Genomic DNA, 19,340 nt, shown 5'->3' on the forward strand with positions numbered 1-19,340 from the left:
CCGGCGCTGTATGCCTCTCCGGCGGTCTGGCAGTTGCCCCAGCCTCCGAAGGCCGGCCCGGTCGGCGGAGTCGAGGTGCGAACGGGACTTGGGGGTAAGGGCAGGCGATGCGCCCCAGGAGATGGCCTGCTCGATGCGTCAGCACGTACACGCTGCAATCCGGCCGGCGCGCCCTCCTCACACCCGGGATCTGAGCACATCGACTTCGCAGCCCGGCGCGAACGGGTCAAAGCCGTGCTCGACCAGCCAGCGGACCCCCAGCAGGCTTCGCAACGACCACCATCCGCGGATCACGTCGAGGTCGAGGTCGACGTCGGTGCCATAGCCGACGACGACGTCGCCGAGGTGCTCCTCGTGCCCGAGCGTCAAGGTGGCGAGGTCGTACAGGGCATCACCCTGGCCCGCCTCGGACCAGTCGATGATGCCGGTGATCTCGTCACCGTGGACGAACACGTGAGTGATCTGCAGGTCACCGTGCGTGAACACCGGAGGCCGCGGCCGGAGCGCGGCCTCGGCGACCTGGCGGTTGCGGGTGACCAGGTCGGCGGGCAGGACGTCGTTCGTCACGAGCCACTCGCACTCGCCGTCGAGCTCCGCCGCCAACTCCTCGAGGTCCCGGCCGGCCCGGCCGGGCCAGGGTGGCAACGGCGCGTCGTGCAACGTCCGGACGGCGGCACCCGCCGCGGCCCACGCCGCCGGGGACGCGGTCGACGGCTCACCGAGGCGGCCGAGCGCCGTCCCCGGGACCGCGGCGATCGCGAGCACGGGCGGCTTGCGCCACAGGATCTTCGGGGTCGGGACCGGCGCCAGGGCCATCGCCTCGACCTCGACGTCGATGCGCCCCTGATCGGCATCCACCTTCAGGAACACCTCGCCGACGCGCAGGGTCGCGCGCTCGGAGTGGGCGACGATGACGTTGACCTCATCCATGGGCGACCAGTATCCCGGGGATGATCCTCGATGTCGCCGGGTTTATCGCATGCGATTCCGCGGCTGACCGCCTCCCGCTACCCGGCGGGCTCGCGCGAGACACCGACCGCTGACCAGGTCAAATCCACCACATTCGGATTCAGTAGCAGCCCAATGTCCCGTGCCTTCGAACAGAGCAAACCTGTCTCCCGATACGGTCGTGCAGGGCGATCGCTTTCCTCATTCGGTGGGAACCGTGGCCCTGCCACCTCGCCGCGCCGCCTCAACCGCTGCTTGGTGGAGTTCGCGAGACTCGGCCTCTGAAGAGCAATGGGCGGGCCCGCCGTCCATCGTGAACCAATCCGAGGCCCCGGTGTACTGAACGGCGACCAACGCCTGCCCGTCATCGGCAGACCACGTGGTGTGCACGGTGAGGTCGCCGGTAATAACGCCTACCTCCACCGTGGCAACCCCGCCCGGCCCGGCGATCACCCCGGTCGTTGTCCAAGAACTCCAATCCGTCACTGCTCTCCTCGTCTTCCCGTGTCTCGCTCCGTCACCGGCGTGCGCAACATTGCTGGTAGTCACCACGATCCTCCTTGCGGCAGGGAGGCGCACTTCCAGGGCGTGTACCGGAAGCGGGTGCGCAGTGGGCTGGGCTGGACTGGACTGGACTGGAGCATTCGGGCAGATGGTTTGTGGAGTGCGGGAGGTCAGGGGTTGATGGTGTGTTCGGTGAACTGGCCACAGGGGCGGAAGCCCAGGCGGCGGTAGACGGGCTCGCCGTCGGCTGACGCCTGCAGGACCGCGATGCGGTGGTCCCGGTCGCGGGCCGTGCGGCGGGCGGCGAGCGTGTCTGTCAGTGCTGTCAGTGCTGTCAGTGCTGCAGAGCGGGAAGGCCAGCCAGGCCGGTGTCGAGCATGATGCGATCGACCGTGCCGGTGAGGGTGCTGTCGGCTTCGATGACGGTTTCGATGCCGCCGGGCAGCAGATCGAGTTCCCGGTACCACTCCCGCAGCTGTGGCTCACTGACCTTGTGCGCGATCGGCTTGGTGGCGTGGCGAGCGAGGGTCTGCTCGAACGGCACGTGCAAGTAGTAGCCGTGGGTCGGGCCGCGGTGGTCGGCGCGCAGCCGAGCGAGCATCTCGCCATAATGGTCGGCGTACAGGATGCCCTCCACCACTACGTGGTACCCGGCGTCCAGCGCGTAACGGGCGGTCAGGTCGATCAGGCCGATGTTTGCCGCGCCGGGCCTGTCCCGCTCACGCAGCACGACCCGGCGCAGGTTGTCCTGTTCCACCCAGGCCAGTCCGCGACCGAAGCGGGTGCGGAGGCCGACCGCCACGGACGATTTGCCCGAAGCGCTGTTGCCCCGCAGGATGACCAGTCTCGTGTTTTCGGTGCCCACCATCATCCGGTGGAGGGTACCGGCGGCCACTGACACCGCCGGGCCCACCGGCGACTTCCCTGACCGCACTCCCCCGTCGCGAGACGAACGCCGTCCGTCAGGCGATACAGACCGACGGGCGGTGCAGACCGATACGGGCAGTACAGATCGACAAGCGGTACAGACCGACGGGCTTCGTGGCTCCGCAGCTTCGTGGCTCCGCGGCTTCGTGCCTACATCACACCGCCTCTCAGAACACGATCGAGTGCTGCCCGGCCTGCGGGGCCCCATGTCGGCTTGCCGCCGGGAAGGCCCCGGTCACCGTTCTGGCCCATCAGCATCAGGAAGAGGCTTTTCAGAGCAGCCAGCCCTCGGGCCCGCCGGATCGTCGCCTCGTCCGCACGCGCATATTCGTCGAAGAAGCGTGAGGCGGCGCCCGCAGGAAGGACTACCCATGCAGCCGCGAGGTCCCATGCCGGATCACCGGCGCACATGTCACCGAAGTCGATCACGCCCGAGAGCGCCCCGTCCGAGACGACGACATTCGCGGGATGAAGGTCACCGTGCACCCAAACCGGCGGCCCCTCCCACTCGGCCGCCGCAACAGCATCAGCCCAGACGGCCCGGACATCGTCGGCAATGCCACCGGGGACAACGGCTTGGAAGAAGTGGTCGAAGCCGTCCGTGTACTTCTTGGGGTGAGCACCGCGGTCCGAACCGAGCGGGGCCTCAGCAGGCGCATTCACGTGGAGCGCTCTGAGGAAAGCCGCCAGAGTGTCGGCCGCGTGATCGCTGCGGCTGATCGCCGTGGAATCCAGTGGATCGCCGGGGACCCACGTCATGATGGTCCACGGCTTCGGGAAGCGCGCGGACGGTTCACCGATCCGTACCGGGTTGGGGACCGGAAGCGGCAGACGCGGGGCCAGGACGGGCAGCCAACGGCACTCCTTGCGCTGGAGGTCCGGGGCACGTTCCGTACGCGGCATGCGCACGGCCAACTCGTCCCCCAGACGCCACTGCTGGTTGTCCCACCCACCCGCTACTTCGCGAATCGCCAGCCCTGCGAGGTCCGGATGCTGCTCCTGCAGCAGGTCATGGACCAGGTCCGCGGTGATCCCGGTCTCGGAGTCGGTCATGCGAAGCCACAGTACTGGGGAGGCGCCGACCCCCACAGCCCCGCTCGCGATCCGCGACCGGCCAGCGCCCGAACGGTAGCCGATGGCGGTACCTCTACGACACTCACGGCGGTACCTCGGCGGCACTCGCGATGACCGTACCGGCCTCGGCCTTCTCGACGATGCCTCCGTCTACGAGAACATCCTTCCCGGCTTCTCCGAAGAACAACGGGCTCAAGCGGTCACGAGGTCTCCAGAGCCGCCCGGCAAGAGGGTGGCGCATCAACAACAGGTCCAGGCGTACTCGTGGCGCTGACGCCACAGGGGCCCAGACCGCTGCGGTCGGCCCCGTGCGCTTCCACGACGACTTCGGACCGCTGGCCCCAGCGTGATAGCTGAGGGACAGGATCGGGGCACTCGGGTCGGATACTCCACCGCACTCGGTGAGATCGGGCGAACGGGTCAGAAGCTGCTGCCTCTGTCGGTTGTCCGAGGCTCCGGCCCGGCGGACGTGCGCTAGGTTGCCCGCCATGACCGAGCTTGGGCCCGTCGCCTGGCCACCTGCCCCGATACGGACCGAGCGGCTCGTGCTCCGCGCGCCCGAGGCCCGGGACCGCGCGGCGTTTATCGAGCTGTTCGCGTCGCCGGAGGTGGGCACCTATCTAGGCGGCCCGCGACCGCGTGATGAGCTTGAGCGCACGTTGCCTGAGGCGCCCGAGAGGCGCCCCGGCATCTTCGTGATCGAGCTCGACGGAGCCATGATCGGCACCATCGAGCTCAACCGGCGCGACGCGGAACGTCGAAGTCATGTCCGTCTGGATGCCGGGGAGGCCGAACTCGGCTACCTGCTCCTGCCAGAGGCGTGGGGACACGGGTACGCCACCGAGGCGTGCGAGGCGGCGCTCGGCTGGTTCGCCGACGTGCTTCCCGGCGAGCCGGTGGTGCTCTGCACCCAGACCGCCAACGACCGCTCGATGCGCCTCGCGGCGAAGCTGGGGTTCACCGAAGTGCAACGGTACGAGGCGTGGGGCGCCAAACAATGGATGGGCGTGTGGTCCCCGGTCACGCCGTCCCGTTGAGCTCGTTCTCGATATCGCGACCGACCGCCCCCTCCACGACCACCTATCGGTCGTCAGTCCCTGCGCTCCGCTCAACCGCGTATAGCAGTTGTATTGCCCATGCCGTCGATGGTGTGTTGCCCCTGGAGGAAGACCGGCCTCAGCGCTCCTGGTTTCGGGGCTGGGCAGGCGCGGGGTGTTCTTCGGTCTCTTCGGTTTCGGCCTGGCGGCGGTTGCGGGCTTGCCGTTCCTGCTCGCGTCGGCTGTAGGTCGCCTGCCGGACGGCTGCCTCCGTGTCCAGGCTCGAGCCGAGTGCGCCGGCGACGATTCCCATGGAGCAGGCCAGCCACACCAGCGTGGCGTAGTCGCTGATGCCGACCGGATGGCCCAGCTGGGAGCTGAGGTAGCCGTCATCGACGACCACGAGGGCCGCGATCAGCGCCAGCACGTACAGCAGGAGGTACATGCAGCTCACTCCGAGGGTGAGGGTGCACAGGGTCGAGGCGTTGTAGAGGGCGCTGTCCTTGCGTGTGCGGTGGCCGCGCGGGGAGTCCCACAGGTGGTTGTAGGACAGCAGCCAGCCCACCATGACGCCGATGGCCAGCAGGGAGACGACCGTGAGCCGCAGGGCGGACATCGCGTCGGCCATCTGCCAGATGCTGGAGTAGAAGATGCCGAACGCCGCTGTTGCCGCGGCCGCGGCGGTAGCGCTGGCGAGGTGGGGAACGAGGCGCCAGGGACGGTTGTTGCGCACCATGCCCAGCAGGAGTCGCAGTCTTCCGCGGCGCCCCACCAGTACCAGGGAGGTGTCGATGGCGTGCTCGCCGGAGGTCCGCTCGCGTACGGAGGAAACCCACTCGCCCCAGCGCCGCAATGCCCGCCGGCCGGACGTTTGCGGTGCGGCGCGGTGGAGTCGGGCGACGAGGTGGATCAGCGTACGGGTGACGTGGTGACGCAGCCGCAGGCCGCCGACGGCGGGCAGGCTGATCAGTGCGGCCTGGTCCCGGGTGCTCAGGTCCGCGAGTACCGGCTGGGAGGGCGTTCCGCGGGTCAGGTCGGTGAGGTAGACGAACATGTCCCAACCGGTCTCCGCCTTGCGCTCGCCGGCGAGCGCGAGCAGAGGTACCGCCCCGTGCTCGTCCAGCGGCAGTTCCTGCCGCTGAAGCTCCACCTCCCACTCGACGTCGGCGGCCACCCGCCGGCTCAGCACAGCCGGCAGGTGGCCGTCCACCACGGCGGCTGCGACATCACTGGGCAGCCCTGGGTCTGCGACCACGCCGAGACGCAGTCGGCGCTTGGCGCGGCCCTCCGGTGCTTCGTAGTCCTGTACTCGGTCTTCCATCGCTCTCGCGGTGCCCTCCAGCAGTGTTTCCACGCATCGTGTTCCGTACGGGATCAACATGCGGCCGGGGCGCGCGGACGCCATGGCAGCTTCTACCGAAACGGGCCGACGAGCGCTGCGCGCCGTCGCTGGGGTGCGTTGCCGACGACGGTGTTTTCCGCGTAGTTGGCGCGACAGCCCCGGAGCAGAGGGGCGACGGGGAGGAGACGGCCGGAGCGCGCCGCTCGGCCACGTGTGCCGCGAAATCTACGGCATATCCGCTGGAAGCGGCTGCTCCGGGCAAAAGGGAAAGTACGCTCGCCGCATCCGAAGAGCGCGCCCGCGCCGAATCACGTGGTGCCTCATTTCCTGGATGCGACCGGATGCGACCGGATGCGACGAGAGGCGGCCGATGAAAGCTCTCAAGGGGTCCACGGACCACGTCGTGGTGGTCGGGGCCGGACTCGCCGGTCTGTCCGCGGCGCTGCACCTGCTCGGCGCGGGGCGGCGGGTGACCGTCGTCGAACGGCACGCGCTGCCCGGTGGCCGGGCCGGGCGGCTGGACCTCGGCGGCTACCGCATCGACACCGGACCGACCGTCCTGACCATGCCCGACCTCGCCGACGAGGCTTTCGCCGCGGTCGGCGACGCGCTCCGCGACCGCGTCGACCTCGTCCCGCTGCACCCCGCCTACCACGCTCGGTTCGCCGACGGCAGCCGGCTCGACGTACACACACGCGCCGAGGCCATGGAGGCCGAGGTCGAGCGGTTCGCCGGGGCCCGCGAAGCGGCCGGGTACCGGCGGCTGCGCCACTGGCTGGAGCGGATCCACGCGGCCCAGATGCGCCGCTTCATCGACGCCAACTTCGACTCACCGCTGGAGCTGCTCGTCCCCGACCTGGCCCGGCTCGCCGCGCTCGGCGGCTTCGGCCGCCTCGACGCGCGCGTCGGGCGGTTCCTCACCGACGAGCGGCTGCGCCGGGTCTTCACCTTCCAGGCCCTGTACGCCGGCGTGCCGCCCGCCCGTGCCCTCGCCGCCTACGCCGTCATCGCGTACATGGACACCGTGGCCGGTGTGTACTTTCCGCGCGGCGGGATGCACGCGCTGCCCCGGGCCATGGCCGACGCGGCCGCCGACGCCGGTGCGGAGTTCCGCTACGGATGCGACGTCACCGGCCTGGAGCGGTCCGGCGACCGCGTACGGGCCGTGGTCACGGCACAGGACCGCATCCCCTGCGACGCCGTCGTGCTGACCCCCGACCTGCCCGTCGCCTACCGCCTGCTCGGCCACCGGCCGCGCCGGCCCCTGCCACTGCGCCACTCGCCCTCCGCCGTCGTCCTGCACGCCGGCACCGACCGCACCTGGCCGGGGCTCGGCCACCACACCCTCTCCTTCGGAGCCGCGTGGCGGACCACCTTCGAGGAACTGACGCGGACCGGGAGCCTGATGAGCGACCCCTCCCTGCTCATCACCCGGCCCACCGCCACCGATCCCTCACTCGCACCCCCGGGGCGCCATCTGCATTACGTCCTCGCGCCCTGCCCGAACACCGCGCTCGGCCCCGACGCGCACGCCTGGCGCGACCTCGCGCCCCGGTACCGCGACACCCTCCTGCGCGAGCTGGAGCGGCGCGGGCTCCCCGGGCTGGGCGCCGCCATCGAGGAGGAGTGCCTGGTCACCCCGGCGGACTGGAGCGCCGAAGGACACGCGGCGGGCACCCCCTTCTCCGCCGCCCACACCTTCGCCCAGACCGGCCCGTTCCGGCCGCGCAACCTCGTCCGCGGCACCGAGAACGCCGTACTCGCCGGCTGCGGCACCACCCCGGGCGTCGGCGTGCCGACCGTCCTGATCTCCGGGAAGCTCGCCGCCGCCCGCGTCACCGGAATGCGCCCCCGGAGGCCCGCCACCGGCCGGGGCCGAGTCCCCGCACCCGCCCCATCCGAGCACCCCGCCACGAAGGAGAGCACGGCATGACCGACCGCGAACTGGACGCGGCGGGCATCACCGACCCCGCCCTGCGCGCCGCCTACACCCGCTGCCGCGCGCTCAACGCCCGGCACGGCAAGACCTACTTCCTCGCCACCCGGCTGCTGCCGCCGGAGCAGCGGCCCGCCGTGCACGCCCTGTACGGCTTCGCCCGCTGGGCCGACGACATCGTCGACAGCCTGGACGGCCGGGCCACCACCGCGGACCGCCGGCACGCCCTGGACCTGCTGCGGCGGCGGCTGGAGAGCGGGCTGCGGGACGGCGCGAGCCCCGAGCCGGTGGTGCGGGCACTCGCCCACACCGCCGCCCGGTACGGCATCGACCACCGCCACTTCACCGACTTCATGGCCGCCATGCGGTCCGACCTGGCGGTCACCGACTACCCGACCCTGGCGGACCTGCGCCGCTACATGCACGGTTCGGCCGCGGTGATCGGCCTGCAGATGCTGCCCGTACTCGGCACGGTCGTCCCGCGCGAGACGGCCGAACCGCACGCGGCGGCCCTGGGCATCGCCTTCCAGCTCACCAACTTCCTGCGGGACGTCGGCGAGGACCTCGACCGCGGCCGCGTCTACCTCCCGGCCGATCTGCTGGCCGCGCACGGCGTCGACCGTGCACTGCTGCTCTGGAGCCGGGCCACCGGCCGCCGCGACCCGCGCATCACGGAGGCCCTGCGTGCCGCGGCAGGACTGACCCGCGGCGTCTACCGGCAGGCCGCACCCGGCCTGCCCATGCTCGCCCCGGTCTCCCGGCCGTGTATCCGTACGGCGTTCGTCCTCTACGGTGGCATCCTCGACGCCGTGCGGGACGACGGGTACGCCGTCCTGCACCGCCGCGCGGTGGTGCCGCGCCGGCGCCGCGCGGCCGTCGCGCTGCAGGGCCTGGCCCAGGTGACCGCCGCCCGTGCGCGTGCCGCCCGCGACCGGCACCCGCTGCCCGCCCCGCTCGGCGTGACCCGCTACCCGCAGCAGAAGGTGGCCCCATGACCGTCGGCGCCGGCGACCCGTTCGGCAAACGTGGCCGCTACCCCCTGCGCCTGCGCCGGAATCCCGTCCCGTGGGAGCGGCAGCGCCCCACCTGGCGGGAGGCCAAACCGGGCCTGATCGCCGACGCCCTGAAGCGGGCGCTCGCCCGGCCGTCGGGCAACTGGTACGTCGTCGGCGCGGCGAGCGGCATCCGCCCGGGCCGCCCCGTCGGCCGGACCGTCGCCGGCACCGAGGTCGTGCTCTGGCGGGACGCGGCGGGCCGGCTCCGGGCGGGCCCCGGCGCCTGCCCGCACCTCGGGGCGCCCCTGAAGGACAGCCCGGTGCGCTGCGGCACCCTGATCTGCCATTGGCACGGACTCGCCCTGGACGGCGAGCCGTTCGCCGGCTGGGAGCCCTTCCCGGCGTACGACGACGGGGTGCTGGCCTGGGTGCGGCTGGACCGCGCCGGGGGCGAGGAGCCGGGCGAGCGGCCGGTCCTCCCGGTGCGGCCCGACCCCGCGACGGCCGTCGCGGCGGTCTACACGGGCGTCGGCACCTGCGAGCCGGACGACGTGGTCGCCAACCGGCTCGACCCCTGGCACGGCGCGTGGTTCCACCCGTACTCCTTCGTCGACCTCACCGTCGTCGGTACCCCCGAGGGCGGGGGCGCGGACGCGGCCGAGCGGGACGGCTTCGCGGTGGACGTGTCCTTCAAGGTCGCCGGGCGCGCCGTGGTCCCGGTCCGCGCGGTCTTCACCGCTCCGGAACCCCGCACGGTCGTCATGCACATCACGGAGGGCGAGGGCCGGGGCTCGGTGGTCGAGACGCACGCCACGCCGCTCGGCGCTGATGCCCGCGGCCGGCCGCGCACCGCCGTCGTCGAAGCCGTCGTCGCCGCCTCCGACCGCCCCGGCTTCGCCGTCGCCCGCGCCGCGGCCCCGGTACTCCGCCCCCTGATGCGCGCCGCCGCCGCCCGCCTCTGGCGCGACGACCTGGCCTACGCCGAACGCCGCTGGACCCTCCGCAGCACGGGCCGCTTCCCGGGCTGAGGCCGGCTCCTCCGGGGCGGCGCGCCCGTCCCCTCGGCGCGCAGCCCGTCCCCCGGACCGTACGGTCCCCCGGGGCGCGGCCCGCGCGAACGGTCCCGTCGCGGTCGCGGTCCCGTTGCGGTCACGGTCTCGTCGCGGTCGCGCCTACCGGTCCGCCAAGCGCGACAGCGCGCGAAGGGGGGCCGAGCGGCCCTGTTCCGGGACGGTCCACAGAGTCTGACCCGCCACGCCCCAGCGGGCCAGCAGGGCATTGGCGGCGAGGAAGCCCGTCGTCGCGGCGCGCTCCATGAGGGCCACGGGGTGGTCCGTACGGACGAGGTCGCCCGCCACGACGACGGCCGGATCGGGGGTTCGGACGGTCGGGCGGTCGGCGAAGCCGCCCACCGGGAAGAGCGGGCAGTCACCGCGCCACTCGTGGCGCTCGTCGACGACCTTCGCGTCCCGTGTCTCCGGGTAGACCCGGTGCAACTGGGCCAGCAGCCGGTCCTGTTCGGCCATGCGGTCCACGCCGGGGTCGACGGCGTACGCATGCAGCTCGACCACCGAACCGCCGGTGCGCCCGGCCCAGCGCGCCGCCTCGCCCTCCCAGCGCTCCAGCACACTGACGTTGTCCAGCGGCCCGAAGCCGCTGGTGCCGAGGAAGCCGGGCCGGTCGGCGGCCACCGGCCGGTCCAGCCAGAAGCGGGACACCAGGAAAGGCGGCGCACCGCGCAGCCGCGCGATGCGGGACCGCCACCGCTCGTCGCCGAGGCCGGGTGACGCCGCCACGACCTGCCGCAACCCGCCCCCGTCGAGCGCCAGCACCAGCGCGTCGTGATGCTGCTCGGAGTCCCCTGCGGTCACGCGCAGCCCGCCGCCGGGTGCGGGGGCTGCGCTCGCCACCGCCGTACCGGTACGGATCTCAGCGCCGCGCTCCTGCACGTACCGGGCCAGCGGGTCCCACAGCGCCTGGGGGTACGGCTCGTCGGGGACGTCGAAGAGGAGACCTTCGCTGGAGCCGAGGAAGTAGATGTGGAACATCAGGGCCAGCTCGGCGGCGGACAGTTCGCGCGGGTCGGCGAAGAAGCTCCGCGAGAACACCTCGAACGCCAGGTGGTGGGCCGCCTCGGGGAAGCGGATCCGGGAGAGGAAGTCATGGGCGCTGACGCGGTCCAGGCGCTCGTACACCTGCGGTACGCGCACGTCCAGCAGGGGCAGCGCGGCCCCGGCGTTCATCCGCAGCAGGTCGCGCCAGCCGAAGGTGGGGCTGAGCGCGACGAAGCCCAGGGCGCTCCACGGGGGCGTGCGTGGCACCCGGGCGAAGCCGTCGCGGGTGCCGCTGCTGTGCTGGAGCGGATAGTCCGGCAGCCCGGTGAGCATTCCGAGGGACCGATCCGCGCGGCGCAGCAGCCCGCGCAGGTTGTAGTACTGCCGGAAGAAGGCGTGGAAGCCGCGGCTCATGGTCACCGCCGAACCGTCGGCGAGCTGGGTGCGCCACCCGGCAAGCCGCCCGCCGAGCACCGGCTCCCGCTCGTACAGCGTGACCCGCACACCCCGCTCCACCAGCGCCGTCGTCGCCGCGAGCCCGGCGATGCCGCCGCCCGCCACCGCCACGTGCGGCGCCGGTTCCGTGACCCGCTGTCGGCCACGCGGTGCCGGTACCACCCGCGCCCGCCGGTCCCGCCCGCGCCGCGGGGCCGTACCGTCCGTCCTCATGCGGCCACCTCCGTCATCCCCGGGGCCGCCGCGACCACGGTGTGCGTGATGCCGGTCTGCCAACCCGGCAGCGGCAGGACCCGCACCCGGTCGAACCCGGCCCGTGCCATCCGGCGGCCGAAGTCGCGGGCGGTGTCGAACTCCACGACGCTGCGCCACAGATGACGGTACAGCTCCCCGTCGCCCGCGAGGCGCCCCGCGGGCAGGACCACGCCACGGCAGACCGCGGTCCACACCGCACGGTCCACGGCCCGGCCGCCGAGGGTGTATTCGTGCACCGCGATCCGGCCGCCCGGTGCGAGGAGGTCGCGTACGGCGGTGAGGAGCGCGTCGGGGTCGGCCACGTTGCGGAAGAGGTACGCGGCGAAGACCGCGTCGAACGGCCCGGCGACGCCGGCCTCTTCGAGCCGTTCCGCCGGCGCGTGCACGAACGAGACGTTCGGCGGCCATGCCTTGGCGCGGGCCCGGTCGAGTATCCCGGCGGAGGCGTCCACCGCCACGATCTCGGCGTGCGGGGCCGCCGTGAGGAGCGCGGCCGTCGAAGCGCCGGTGCCGCAGCCCAGGTCCAGCAGGCGCAGCCGGCGTCCCGCGACGGGCAGCCCGAGCCGTCGCGCCGAGCGCCGCAGCTGCGCGTGGTAGCCGGGGTTGGCCGCGACCAGCCGGTCGTAGGTGGCGGCGGCGTGGTCGAACGCGGCGGACAGGGCGTCATCGCGCAGCAGGGGCATGGAGCGGACTCTTCCGGTCGGGTGGCTGGGGGGCGGAGTGTGCTTCGTACGGCGGGAGGTGCGTCGGTTCACGGCGGTGCCGGGCGGGTGGCCGTCGGCGGGCCCGGCTGCGGGTGGCGGCGCGGCAGGCGCGGGAGTTCGGCGACGGTACGGAGCATCGGGCCGACGGGGGTGTGCAGGCCGATGCGGAGGTCCTCGGCGAGGCGGGAGCGGCCGTCGAGGAAGCGCAGCAGCCGTTCCATGGGCACTTCACGGAAGAGGCCGGTGAAGAAGTCCGCGCCGTCGACCCGCCCGCTGTCCAGGGCGCGCAGCAGCACCGCGTCCATCGCCCGGGACCGGATACGGTGCGGGCGCGGCGGCAGCGGTACCCGCCCGGCCAGCAGCCGGGCGGCCACGGCCCGGGTCTGGCGCTGCACCGCGGAGAAGGTGTAGCCGGTGGCGGGCCGGGTGGCGCCGCCGGCCGTACCGATGCGGAACGCCGAGCGGCCCGCGCGGCGCGGGAAGCGCGCGTCGGTCATCGGAATCACGCCCTGCTCGGTGGCGGTGACGTCCAGGGCGCCGAGGCCCAGCACGTCCGCGGTGTAGTGGCGCAGTGCCCGCTCGTACCCGGCGTCGTCGAGCACCTCTCGGGTGAACTCCGTGTACTCCACGAGCGCTTCGTGCGCGCTCAGCGGCAGGACGTATCCGAAGGACAGGCCGTGTGCGGGCTGCGGGGTGCGGAAGTCCATCAGGTCGGCGGTCCCCGGGGTGAACGCCGGGCGCTCGGTGCGGACGAACCAGCCGCGGAAGTGCTGCAGCAGGCAGGTGCGGGCCGGCGGCAGGCGGCGCGGCGGCCGGGAGTCGAACACCCACTGGGCCCGTAGGCGGACCGGGTGGCCTGCGGCGTCGTGCCCGTGCACCTCGGCGCCACCGGGTGCGTCCCGTACGGTCGTCACCTCGGCCCGGAGCGTCCGGAAGCCCTCCATACCGGCCAGCCGGTCGCCGACCAGCCGCTCGAAGTCGCCGGAGCGGAGCATGTTGTAGCGCAACGGAGCGGGCCGTCCGACCGTCTCGGTGCCGTCCGGGGACCGAACGCGCAACTGCTCCCAGGAGGCGGTCAGGGCCGTGTCGTACGGGCCGCCGGGGGCCTGCCAGAAGCACCAGGTGCGCTGCGGCGGCCGGAGCGGCCCGTGCGGGGCCTCGACGAGGAGCACGGTGGGGCGGCGGTGCGCCGGGCCCGCGGACAGCCAGTGGGCGAGCGACAGACCGGCCGCGCCCGCGCCCACGATCACGACGTCCGCGTCCCGCACCGCTGTTCCTCCCTCGCCATGGCCGCCGGTCCCTTGGCGCGCCCGCCGGGCCGCCGCTCTCCGTGCACCCGCGGAGGAGGCATCTTCCCGCAGTCCCGTGCCGGAGGCGGGCTGACACGCGGCCCGGCGGGGCGGCCCGGCGCCCGCGGCCGTGCTGCGCCGGCCCTCAGCTGCCGGATGAGTGACGGAGCGGGCGTGCGCGGGTCGCCGGGAAGGACCGCCTCCTCGGCGATCCGCGCGGCGGCGGGGCCGCCGGGGAGGGTAAAAGTGACGCCCGGGTGGCCTTGTTGACAGCGTCCAACCGGGACACCGCACCAAGCTTGCGGAATACGCTGTGCAGATGGCGCTTGACCGTACCCTCCGTGATGTCGAGCCGGCGGGCGATCTGCCGGTTGCTCATCGCGGACGCCACGCCGACCAGCACCTGATGCTCGCGGCGGGACAGTGGTGCGTCTGTCGGTAGGCGGTGCTCCGTTTCTGCGGGAACCAGTACCGTCCTGTCCGGAGGTTCGGTGAGGGCCCGTCCGATGGCCATGAGCAGTGCCTCGCGGTCGATGCTTTTATGCAGGAAACCGCAGGCTCCGGCGGCGAGTATCTCCTCCACGAGGTACGGCTGCGCATGGGCGGACAAGCACAGGATGCTCGTGCGCGGAGCGGCGTCGAGGATTTCACGCACCGTGCCGGCGCCGTGGGTAAGGGGCATTTGAAGGTCGAGCAGCAGCAGGTCGGGGTGTTCGGCGGCCGCGTACCGGACTGCCTGCACACCGTCGGCGGCGTGCCCCACAACGGTCGTGGCAGGCCGGGCGTTCAGCAGGTCGGCGAGGCTCTCCCGGAACAGGGCGTGGTCGTCGGCGAGGACTACGCGCATGCGACGCATGGGAAGACTCCTCATCAGCTAGGTGCCTGGTACGGTCCGCGGCCGTGCGCCGCGGCAGCTGCGGTTCCCTGTGAGGGCTCGCGGCCGGCGGCAAGCGGCACGTGGTTGCAGAGGTCGCTGCAGTAACCACTGCGGCCGACGACCACGGCACCGCCCGCTCGTGCACACCGGTTACGGGACACGGCCTAGGCCACCCCCTGGAGGAGCTCGGCTCCCGCAGTGGCGGCCGAGTCGGCCCGGCAGAGGTGGGCCACGATCGCTTCCGCTGCCCGAGGATCGGTGAGCACGCCCAGGTGTCCACGGCCAGGAACGTGCACCGCGTCGGAGAGCCGGCCGGCCGAGGCGCTGACGGACGGGGCGATCAGATCGCAGTCGCTGTAGAGGAACAGCCACCGCACCGGGTGGTCAGCTGCCAGGTCGGGCAAGGTGACCAACACCGCTGAATCCGGGCGCAATTGGCGGGCGGCGGGTCCGATCGCGGCCCTGGCCCACGGAGTGCCGTGGTGAGGAGTGCCGATGGTGACGGCGGACAGGGTGTTCGTCTCCAGGCCGAGGCGTTGGACCGCGTAGCGGACGGCCAGGCCACCGAGGCTGTAGCCGACGAGGTGGACGCCGTCGGAGGAGGTGCGTTCCATGGCCGCGCGGGCCGCCCGGGTGAGGGCGGCGGCGAGCTCCGGGATGCCGGTGGTCAGCGTGTTGTAACGCAGGCAACTGGTGTCCCTGAAGCCCGTCCGGTGCAGGCGGCGGAGCAGTGGGGCCCAGCACTGTTCGGTGTTCAGATAGCCGTGAACCAGCAGGACCGGAGCGGCCGCCCGGGGGGCATGGACCGTCGGGCGGGGGCCGGCAGAGGGCGGTGGGACGGTGATCGTCTCGGGGCGGTGGCCGTATCCCGGTGCAGTGAGGAGTTGAGTGGCGAAGCGGGTCAGATCACCCAGGTCGTGAAGGACGGCCCGAGTCCGGGACCACCATCCCTGGGCGCTGATCGCAGAAACGTAGGTCATGGCTTTTCCCCCGTTGTTGGTGCCGCTCGACCGTTGGTACTGCCCGCCGCACCGCCGGCTCCTCTCGTGGCCGGCGGTGCGGCACGGTGCCGTGTGGATGCGCTGAGCTCCGGTGCCGGAAGGCTCGGAATTCATCTTGCTGAGGTGCGTTGCAGTACCGGCTGCAGGACCGACTGCACACGGTCCGCGGAGCGCGGCGGCCGTGCCGCGGGCGGCCACCTCGGCCCATGGCCCCGCGTTGCTGCAGCGGTCAGTGCAGCGAGTTCTGTAATTCGGCCAGGGACCATGAAGCTCACACATCCGTGACGCGGTAGGGCTGTTGGCCCGGTCGGCGGAGTTCCTCATGAGACAGAGGCAGTGAGCACGTGATGAAGCATTCGACGATTCCTCGGACGACTTCTCGCATGGAGACGAGTGACAGGGGCATGAACGGTGTGCCGGGTGCGGGGCGAGGTGCCGTGGTCCGATGGTTACCAGCGGGCGATCCGCGGTCGTTGCCGCGGCTGGACGCGGAGGCGGCAGGTCGTAACGCGGCGGGTGAGGACGTGCAGGTCGTCTACAGCGCCCGGGGCGACAGGTTCATGATCGTTCCTCGGACGGAGGAGAGGGCATGACCGAGTACACGGTGCGGCTCGCAGCCCCCACGGCGGAGCAACGGGCGGGGATGCGACTTCGTGGCCTGGTCGCGGAGGTGGCGGAGGTCCTGCCTCCGCACCTGTGCCAAGGAGCGCGGCTGGCTGAGCTGACGGATGCGGCGGACCGTGCGGAGACTCTGGATGAGGTCCTGCGGATGGTTCGTGAGGTCGGCCAGGTGCTGAGAGAGGCGATCACTGAAGCGGAAGAGAGCCGCCGAGCTTCTCGTCTTCGGGAAGAAGGGACGCCGGGTTCTCAGCGGAGTCTTTGAAGCCCAGTGAGTCTTCGTAGTCCAGTGAATCTTCGTAGTCCAGTGAGTCTTTGCAGTCCAGTGAGTTCTCGTAGTCCAGTGAGGACGGTCGGCTGAGTACGGTTCGGGCCTCGGGCACGCCGAGAGTGGTGTAGAGGGCCAGGGCCTCTTTCCCATGGCGGTGGGCCTGGAGCTGATCGCCGGTGGCGTGATGAGTGGCGGCAAGTCCCTCGTGGGCGCGGGCCTGCTCGTACCGGGCACCGATGGCAACCGCCATGGCCAGGGCGGCGGTGTGCTGGGCGCGGGCCTCGGCTGTCCGGCCGCCGGCGTGCAAACTCTCCCCCAGTCCGTTGAGCGCGGTGGCCTCGCCGGAGCGGTTGCCGAGCTGCCGGAAGATTCGCAGCGCTTGGCCGTGCAGCTCGATGGCTCGCTCATGGTCGTCGTGAGAACAGCGGAGCCAGCCTTGGGCAGTGAGGGCGTATGCCTCCCCGGAGCGGTTGCCCAGTTCTCGGCACAGGTCCAGTGCGTTGTGAAGCCGGTCGGCAGCGAGGTCGTGCTTGCCCTGCTTCCAGGCGGACAGGCCGAGAAAGAGCAGTGCCAGGGCGGTTCCGTCTCTGTCGCCGGCCTGCCGGAAGAGCGCGAGGGCGCGCTCGTGGTGGTCGGTGGCCCGCTGGTAGTGGCCCTGTCGCCAGTGGAGGAGACCGAGATGGCTCAGCGCGTCACCTTCGTCGACTGTGTTGCCGGTTTCCCGGAACAGGTGGAGGGCCTGGTTCAGGTGGTCACTTGCCTGCGGGTAGTGGCCCTGCCAGAAGCAGACCATGCCGAGCCGGTATACCGCGCGGGCTTCGGCCATCCGGTCGCAGGCTTGGCGGGCGGTGCGGCGAGCGTGAGTGTGTACGGCGTGCGCTTCGGCGTAGCGGCTGCTGACGTCGAGGTAGCGGGAGAGTGCGTCGGCCAGGCCGAGAGCCTGTGCGTGCCAGCCGTGACGCGCGGCATGGAGACAGGCGGCGACCAGGTTGTCGCGTTCGGCTTCCAGCCAGTTCCGCGCCGCGTCCGGTCCGGTGACGAAAGGCAGCGGGCGGGGCAGGGAATGGGGCGGTGGCCGGTGGTACGGCGCGGCGGGGTGGAAGGTGGTCATGGCACTGCTGGCGCTGGTCAGGTAGTGGTCGAACAGGCAGGTCAGACGGGCGCACCGGTCGGTTTCCGGGTCACTGCTGGTAGCGAGTTCGGCGGCGTAGGCCCGCAACAGGTCATGCATGCCGTAGCGGGAGTTCTTCGTGCGCTGGAGGAGATGCGCGCGCACCAGCGCATCGAGGGAGCGGCGGGTCTCCTCCAGGCCGGCGCCGGTGAGGGCGGCTGCCGCATGAGGGTCGATGTCGGGCCCGGGATGCAGGCCCAGGAGGCGGAAGGTGCGGGCAACGGGGGTGGACAACTGCTGGTAGGACCAGGAGAAGACGGCGCGTACGGCGGCACGGGGGTCGCCGCCGGAGTCGAGCAGGTCCAGTCGGCGTTGCTGGTCGGTCAGCTCGCTGACCAGGGTGGACAGGTCGTCGTGCGGGCGGGACACGGCCATTTCGGCGGCGATGCGAAGCGCCAGCGGCAGCCGTGCGCAAAGGGCGGCCAGTCGCGCGGCGGCCTGAGGAGCGGCCGGTACCCGGGAGCCGATCAGCCGGTGCAGCAAGGTGATGGCGTCGGTTGCGGGCAGTGTGTCGACGCTGAGCCGCCGGGCGCCGTGCAGGGCCACCAGGTCGGCCAGGGTGTCCCGGCTGGTCACGACCACTGCACAGGTCGAGGTCCCGGGCAACAGCGGCTTGACGTGTTCCCCTGAGGAGGCGTTGTCCAGGACCACCAACATGCGCCGCCCCGCGAGCTCGCTGCGGTAGCGGGCGGCCCGGTCTTCCACCTCCAACGGGATGCTCTGCTCGCTGAGCCCGAGTGCGGTGAGCAGCCGGGCCAGGGCGTCACCGGGTGTCACCGGCTGTTCAGGGTCGTATCCGCGCAGGTCGATGTGTAACTGCCCATCGGGAAAAGCCTCTTGCGCCCGGTGGGCCCAGTGCACCACCAAGGCCGTCTTGCCCACCCCGGCGGCACCTGTGACCGCGCCGATCGCCATCCCCGGGTCGGCTGCACCCGGCTGTGTCAGCATGTCGAGCTCCGCCAACTGCTCCTGTCGTCCGGTGAAACCCGAGACGTCGCCGGGCAGCAGATGGGGCACCCGTGCCGCTTCGGTGCGTGGCATGGGCGGCGACTTCAGGGCGGGGTCGGCGGTGAGTACGGCCTGTTCAAGGCGGCGCAGCTCGGCGCCGGGATCGATACCCAATTCGTCGGCAAGCAGCCGCCGGGCGTCGTGATACGCGCCCAGGGCCTCGGCCTGACGGCCGGAACGGTACAACGCCAGCATGCGGTGGGCGTGCAGTCGTTCCCGTAGTGGGTGGTGCCGGACCAGGCCGGCCAGTTCGGCCACCAGAACGGCGTGCCGGCCCAGCGCCAGATCCACCTCGATACGCTCCTCCAGCACGGTGAGCCGTTGCTCCTCCAGCCGTTCCCGCTCGATGTCCAGTAACGGCGCGGTCAATCCCTCGCACAGCCGCCCCCGCCACAGTCGCAGGGCACCATGGAGCGCGTCGGCCGCGACAGCCAGGGCACCCGTGGCCCGAGCCTCGCGCGCACGTGCCACCTCCTGGTTGAAGACATGCAGGTCCAGTGCACCGGCGGGCACGCCCAGCCGGTAACCGGCTTCACTCCAGGTGAGCAGGGAGGAAGGCGCACGGGACCGCCGGTCCGGTTCGAGCACCCGGCGCAGCGCGGAGACATGCCGTTGCAGCAGGTTCTGTGCGCGTGTCGGCAGTGCGGACCCCCACACGGCTTCCATGAGCCGATCCGTCGAAACCGGTTGGCCGGCATGCAGCAGAAGCACCGCGAGTACCACGCGCTGCTGCGCCGGGCCCAGTTCGAGCTGATCAGTGCCGAGCCGGACCTGTAGTGGGCCAAGCACTTCGTAAAACCGTACAGGCGCTGTGTGCTGATGCTGATGCTGATGCTGATCAATCATCGCAGTCCCCGTGACCGGGCGCCCCCG

General features: G+C 71.9%; 15 protein-coding genes and 1 pseudogene. 4 read left to right on the forward strand and 12 right to left on the reverse strand.

The window, feature by feature from the left end; translation table 11 throughout:
* Positions 1 to 177 precede the first annotated feature (177 nt).
* From ACIGXO_RS00005 to ACIGXO_RS00025, 5 genes and pseudogenes are all read right to left on the reverse strand, one after another.
* Positions 178 to 930, reverse strand: coding sequence for a phosphotransferase family protein (locus ACIGXO_RS00005; protein ID WP_399778336.1), 753 nt, complete (start codon positions 928 to 930; stop codon positions 178 to 180).
* Between the two features lie 219 nt (positions 931 to 1,149).
* Entirely contained in the window at positions 1,150 to 1,434 is a 285-nt protein-coding gene (locus ACIGXO_RS00010) for a hypothetical protein (protein WP_399779867.1), read from the reverse strand.
* A gap of 188 nt (positions 1,435 to 1,622) precedes the next feature.
* Positions 1,623 to 1,763 (reverse strand): annotated as a pseudogene (locus ACIGXO_RS00015) (GNAT family N-acetyltransferase); the annotation flags it as partial.
* A gap of 23 nt (positions 1,764 to 1,786) precedes the next feature.
* The gene (locus tag ACIGXO_RS00020; RefSeq protein ID WP_399779870.1) at positions 1,787 to 2,320 is read right to left on the reverse strand and encodes a kinase; all 534 of its coding nucleotides are present in this window, start codon (positions 2,318 to 2,320) and stop codon (positions 1,787 to 1,789) included.
* A gap of 209 nt (positions 2,321 to 2,529) precedes the next feature.
* Positions 2,530 to 3,432 carry an aminoglycoside phosphotransferase family protein gene (locus tag ACIGXO_RS00025; protein WP_399778339.1) on the reverse strand — a complete coding sequence of 301 codons (903 nt, stop codon included), beginning with the start codon at positions 3,430 to 3,432 and terminating at the stop codon, positions 2,530 to 2,532.
* 509 nt (positions 3,433 to 3,941) lie between these two features.
* On the opposite strand from ACIGXO_RS00025, the gene ACIGXO_RS00030 reads away from it, so the two are divergent.
* Positions 3,942 to 4,490: a GNAT family N-acetyltransferase gene (locus ACIGXO_RS00030; protein WP_399778343.1), complete on the forward strand. Its 549-nt coding sequence runs from the start codon at positions 3,942 to 3,944 to the stop codon at positions 4,488 to 4,490.
* A 139-nt stretch (positions 4,491 to 4,629) separates the two neighbouring features.
* Here ACIGXO_RS00030 and ACIGXO_RS00035 read toward each other — a convergent pair whose 3' ends face one another.
* The gene (locus tag ACIGXO_RS00035; protein WP_399778346.1) at positions 4,630 to 5,811 is read right to left on the reverse strand and encodes a hypothetical protein; all 1,182 of its coding nucleotides are present in this window, start codon (positions 5,809 to 5,811) and stop codon (positions 4,630 to 4,632) included.
* 391 nt (positions 5,812 to 6,202) lie between these two features.
* Between ACIGXO_RS00035 and ACIGXO_RS00040 the strand changes: the two genes are divergently transcribed.
* From ACIGXO_RS00040 to ACIGXO_RS00050, 3 genes are read left to right on the forward strand one after another with little or no spacing between them, the layout of a single operon-like run.
* The gene (locus ACIGXO_RS00040; RefSeq protein WP_399778349.1) at positions 6,203 to 7,765 is read left to right on the forward strand and encodes a phytoene desaturase; all 1,563 of its coding nucleotides are present in this window, start codon (positions 6,203 to 6,205) and stop codon (positions 7,763 to 7,765) included.
* Positions 7,762 to 8,763, forward strand: coding sequence for a phytoene/squalene synthase family protein (locus ACIGXO_RS00045; protein ID WP_399778352.1), 1,002 nt, complete (start codon positions 7,762 to 7,764; stop codon positions 8,761 to 8,763). The genes ACIGXO_RS00040 and ACIGXO_RS00045 overlap by 4 nt, the downstream gene beginning before the upstream one ends.
* The gene (locus ACIGXO_RS00050; protein WP_399778355.1) at positions 8,760 to 9,791 is read left to right on the forward strand and encodes a DUF5914 domain-containing protein; all 1,032 of its coding nucleotides are present in this window, start codon (positions 8,760 to 8,762) and stop codon (positions 9,789 to 9,791) included. The genes ACIGXO_RS00045 and ACIGXO_RS00050 overlap by 4 nt, the downstream gene beginning before the upstream one ends.
* A 144-nt stretch (positions 9,792 to 9,935) precedes the next feature.
* On the opposite strand, the gene ACIGXO_RS00055 is transcribed toward ACIGXO_RS00050, so the two are convergent.
* The 6 genes from ACIGXO_RS00055 to ACIGXO_RS00080 all read right to left on the reverse strand — a co-directional run bounded on the left by ACIGXO_RS00055 (position 9,936) and on the right by ACIGXO_RS00080 (position 19,313).
* Complete coding sequence (locus tag ACIGXO_RS00055) at positions 9,936 to 11,486, reverse strand: FAD-dependent oxidoreductase (protein WP_399778358.1); 1,551 nt, start codon at positions 11,484 to 11,486, stop codon at positions 9,936 to 9,938.
* Positions 11,483 to 12,211, reverse strand: coding sequence for a methyltransferase domain-containing protein (locus tag ACIGXO_RS00060; protein ID WP_399778361.1), 729 nt, complete (start codon positions 12,209 to 12,211; stop codon positions 11,483 to 11,485). Before ACIGXO_RS00060 ends, ACIGXO_RS00055 begins: the two co-directional genes overlap by 4 nt.
* Before the next feature lie 68 nt (positions 12,212 to 12,279).
* Complete coding sequence (locus tag ACIGXO_RS00065) at positions 12,280 to 13,500, reverse strand: lycopene cyclase family protein (protein ID WP_399778364.1); 1,221 nt, start codon at positions 13,498 to 13,500, stop codon at positions 12,280 to 12,282.
* Positions 13,501 to 13,666: 166 nt separating this feature from the next.
* Entirely contained in the window at positions 13,667 to 14,377 is a 711-nt protein-coding gene (locus tag ACIGXO_RS00070; RefSeq protein ID WP_399778366.1) for a response regulator, read from the reverse strand.
* Between the two features lie 185 nt (positions 14,378 to 14,562).
* Complete coding sequence (locus ACIGXO_RS00075; protein WP_399778369.1) at positions 14,563 to 15,378, reverse strand: esterase/lipase family protein; 816 nt, start codon at positions 15,376 to 15,378, stop codon at positions 14,563 to 14,565.
* 827 nt (positions 15,379 to 16,205) lie between these two features.
* Positions 16,206 to 19,313, reverse strand: coding sequence for a BTAD domain-containing putative transcriptional regulator (locus tag ACIGXO_RS00080; RefSeq protein ID WP_399778372.1), 3,108 nt, complete (start codon positions 19,311 to 19,313; stop codon positions 16,206 to 16,208).
* Between the last annotated feature and the right edge of the window lie 27 nt (positions 19,314 to 19,340).

Source organism: Streptomyces sp. NPDC053542 (assembly GCF_044544685.1).
Classification (GTDB): domain Bacteria; phylum Actinomycetota; class Actinomycetes; order Streptomycetales; family Streptomycetaceae; genus Streptomyces.

Excerpts from the sequence above, each read along its gene's own strand:
- ACIGXO_RS00005 (WP_399778336.1), bottom strand. The coding sequence starts at position 930 with ATGGATGAGGTCAACGTCATCGTCGCCCACTCCGAGCGCGCGACCCTG.
- ACIGXO_RS00020 (WP_399779870.1), bottom strand. The coding sequence starts at position 2,320 with ATGGTGGGCACCGAAAACACGAGACTGGTCATCCTGCGGGGCAACAGC.
- ACIGXO_RS00025 (WP_399778339.1), bottom strand. The coding sequence starts at position 3,432 with ATGACCGACTCCGAGACCGGGATCACCGCGGACCTGGTCCATGACCTG.
- ACIGXO_RS00030 (WP_399778343.1), top strand. The coding sequence starts at position 3,942 with ATGACCGAGCTTGGGCCCGTCGCCTGGCCACCTGCCCCGATACGGACC.
- ACIGXO_RS00035 (WP_399778346.1), bottom strand. The coding sequence starts at position 5,811 with ATGGAAGACCGAGTACAGGACTACGAAGCACCGGAGGGCCGCGCCAAG.
- ACIGXO_RS00040 (WP_399778349.1), top strand. The coding sequence starts at position 6,203 with ATGAAAGCTCTCAAGGGGTCCACGGACCACGTCGTGGTGGTCGGGGCC.
- ACIGXO_RS00045 (WP_399778352.1), top strand. The coding sequence starts at position 7,762 with ATGACCGACCGCGAACTGGACGCGGCGGGCATCACCGACCCCGCCCTG.
- ACIGXO_RS00050 (WP_399778355.1), top strand. The coding sequence starts at position 8,760 with ATGACCGTCGGCGCCGGCGACCCGTTCGGCAAACGTGGCCGCTACCCC.
- ACIGXO_RS00055 (WP_399778358.1), bottom strand. The coding sequence starts at position 11,486 with ATGAGGACGGACGGTACGGCCCCGCGGCGCGGGCGGGACCGGCGGGCG.
- ACIGXO_RS00060 (WP_399778361.1), bottom strand. The coding sequence starts at position 12,211 with ATGCCCCTGCTGCGCGATGACGCCCTGTCCGCCGCGTTCGACCACGCC.
- ACIGXO_RS00070 (WP_399778366.1), bottom strand. The coding sequence starts at position 14,377 with ATGCGTCGCATGCGCGTAGTCCTCGCCGACGACCACGCCCTGTTCCGG.
- ACIGXO_RS00075 (WP_399778369.1), bottom strand. The coding sequence starts at position 15,378 with ATGACCTACGTTTCTGCGATCAGCGCCCAGGGATGGTGGTCCCGGACT.
- ACIGXO_RS00080 (WP_399778372.1), bottom strand. The coding sequence starts at position 19,313 with ATGATTGATCAGCATCAGCATCAGCATCAGCACACAGCGCCTGTACGG.